General features: G+C 70.1%; 2 protein-coding genes and 1 pseudogene. All 3 read left to right on the top strand.

Features of this window, described 5'->3' with window-relative positions; translation table 11 throughout:
* Positions 1–288 precede the first annotated feature (288 nt).
* Positions 289–1,238 (top strand): annotated as a pseudogene (locus NI18_RS18195) (Mrp/NBP35 family ATP-binding protein).
* 141 nt (positions 1,239–1,379) lie between these two features.
* Positions 1,380–1,823: a CoA-binding protein gene (locus NI18_RS18190; RefSeq protein WP_037532025.1), complete on the top strand. Its 444-nt coding sequence runs from the start codon at positions 1,380–1,382 to the stop codon at positions 1,821–1,823.
* A 76-nt stretch (positions 1,824–1,899) separates the two neighbouring features.
* Positions 1,900–2,206, top strand: a 307-nt coding sequence (locus NI18_RS18185; protein ID WP_037532023.1) for a hypothetical protein, incomplete at its 3' end; no start/stop codon positions are given.

Genomic DNA, 2,206 nt, shown 5'->3' with positions numbered 1-2,206 from the left:
CCGCCGCCCGAGACCCGCGCCTTTTTTTTTTTTTTCAGGAATTCGTCGAGCGCGCTCGGCTTGCCGGTCGGCTTGCGACCGCCGGGGGGCAGCGCCCAGGGATTGCGGGGGCCGCCGCCCTCGCCGGCATTGTCGTCACCCGGGCCGCCCCAGGGGCCCTTTGGGCGTTTCGACGGCGAGAATGGGGGGACGCCGGAGCCAGCGCGTAAAGATCGTCATCCAACCTTTATAGGTGTGCCATCGCGGAAAAACAGTGCCAAGCGCCCGCCACGGGCCTATCTGGCGGCGATGATCGACATTGAAGCGGTAAAGGCGGCGATTGCCGCAGTGGCGGGCCCGCGCGCCACGGTGCGACTCGAAGGAACGCGGCTCGGCGTGGTGGTCGATGCGACCGGCCTCGACCCGAAGGCGCGCGACGCGCTCGAGGCCACGGTGAAGATGGCCGCCACCGCGCCGGGGGTCGGCGAGGTGCGCGTGGTCATGACCGCCGAACGCACCACCCGCCGGCTGATCGCGGTCGCCAGCGGCAAGGGCGGGGTCGGCAAGTCGACGCTGTCCGCCAACCTCGCCATCGCGCTGTCCAGGGCCGGGCGCGCGTCGGCCTCGTCGACGCGGACATTTACGGCCCGTCGCAGCCGCGACTGATGGGGGTCGAGGGCACCCGCCCGACCGCGAAGGACAAGGTGCTCGACCCGGTCCCCACCCCCTACGGCGTCCCCCTCCTGTCGATGGGCCAGCTCGTTGATCCCGGCCGCGCGCTCGCCTGGCGCGGGCCGATGGCGGCGGGTGCGCTCGGCCAGCTGGTCGAGGCGGACTGGGGCGCGACCGACACGCTCGTGCTCGACCTTCCCCCCGGCACCGGCGACGTCCAGCTGACGATGGTCCAGAAATACCGTCCCGCGGGCGCGATCATCGTCTCGACGCCGCAGGACCTCGCGCTGATCGACGCCCGCCGCGCGATCGACCTGTTCGAAAAGGCCGGCATCCCGATCATCGGGCTGGTCGAGAACATGGCCGGCTATGTCTGCCCGCATTGCGGCGAAAGTTCGGATCCGTTCGGCAATGGCGGCGCCGAGACGGCCGCGCGTGAGCTCGGCATCGCGTTCCTTGGCCGCGTCCCGCTGACGCTGTCGATCCGCACCGCCTCCGACGCGGGAACGCCCCCCGCGGCCGAGCCCGACGACGTGATCTTTGCCGCCCTCGCTGCTCAGGTCGTCGCATGGATTGGAAAAATGTGAAACGTTTTGGGGCCCGCGCCGTTGTGCTGTTACCGGTCGTGCCTGGCGCGTAGAGCTACGGCACGAGCGGACCAGGATTCCAGCCACCCGACCGGTCTATGTACAGACCCGGACGGGTGCTCCCCCGAAGAGGACGCCGCGATGCCTCTTACCGCCGACTCCGATATCAGGACGCTGCTCGAAAATGCGCGCACGATCGCGCTGGTCGGCGCGTCCGACCGCCCCGACCGCCCCTCCTACGGCGTGATGGCGCGGATGCAGGCGCACGGTTACCGTGTCATTCCGGTCAACCCGCAGATCACTGGCGAGCACATCCACGGCGAATTCGTCTTCCGCGAACTCGCCCAGCTCGGCGACGAAATCGACATCGTCGACATCTTCCGCAACTCCGCCGCCGCGGGCGAGGCCGTCGACCAGGCGATCGCGATCGGCGCGAAAGCGGTGTGGATGCAGCTCGGCGTGATCAACGAGGACGCCGCCGCCCGCGCCGAAGCCGCCGGGCTTCAGGTCGTCATGGACCGCTGCCCCGCGATCGAGATCCCCCGGCTCGGCGTCGCCAGGATAGATCGGGATCCGACCGACTGACGCTTGCGGCTCGCCTGCGCGTGCGTCACCCTCGCGACGAGCTTCGTATCGGCCCATCGCGTATCGGGGACAGGTCATGTTCGCCTTCTTTCTGGCTCTCGCTCAGGACCCGCTGCTCGCCAAGGCCGGCGAGCGACTCGCCGCCGAACCCCGCTGCGTCATCGATCCCGCCTCGACCGACATCACCGTCTGCGGCCTGCGCCAGGCGGATCGGTTCCGCGTGCCGTTCGTCGAGCACGACCCCGGCGATCCGCGCCATGAAAGCCTTGCCGCGGAACGCGTCCGGCTGCTCAACGCGCGCACCCCGGTCCAGGACATGGGCCCGTTCCAGGTCGGCGGCGGCATGGCCGGCGTGTCGGTCGGCGTCGGCGCGGCGGGCGGTG

The sequence above is a fragment of the Sphingomonas sp. Ant20 genome (genome assembly GCF_000783375.1).
GTDB lineage: Bacteria > Pseudomonadota > Alphaproteobacteria > Sphingomonadales > Sphingomonadaceae > Sphingomonas > Sphingomonas aerolata.
Note: the sequence above shows the minus strand (reverse complement) of the source record. Positions and strands in the feature narration are given on the sequence as shown.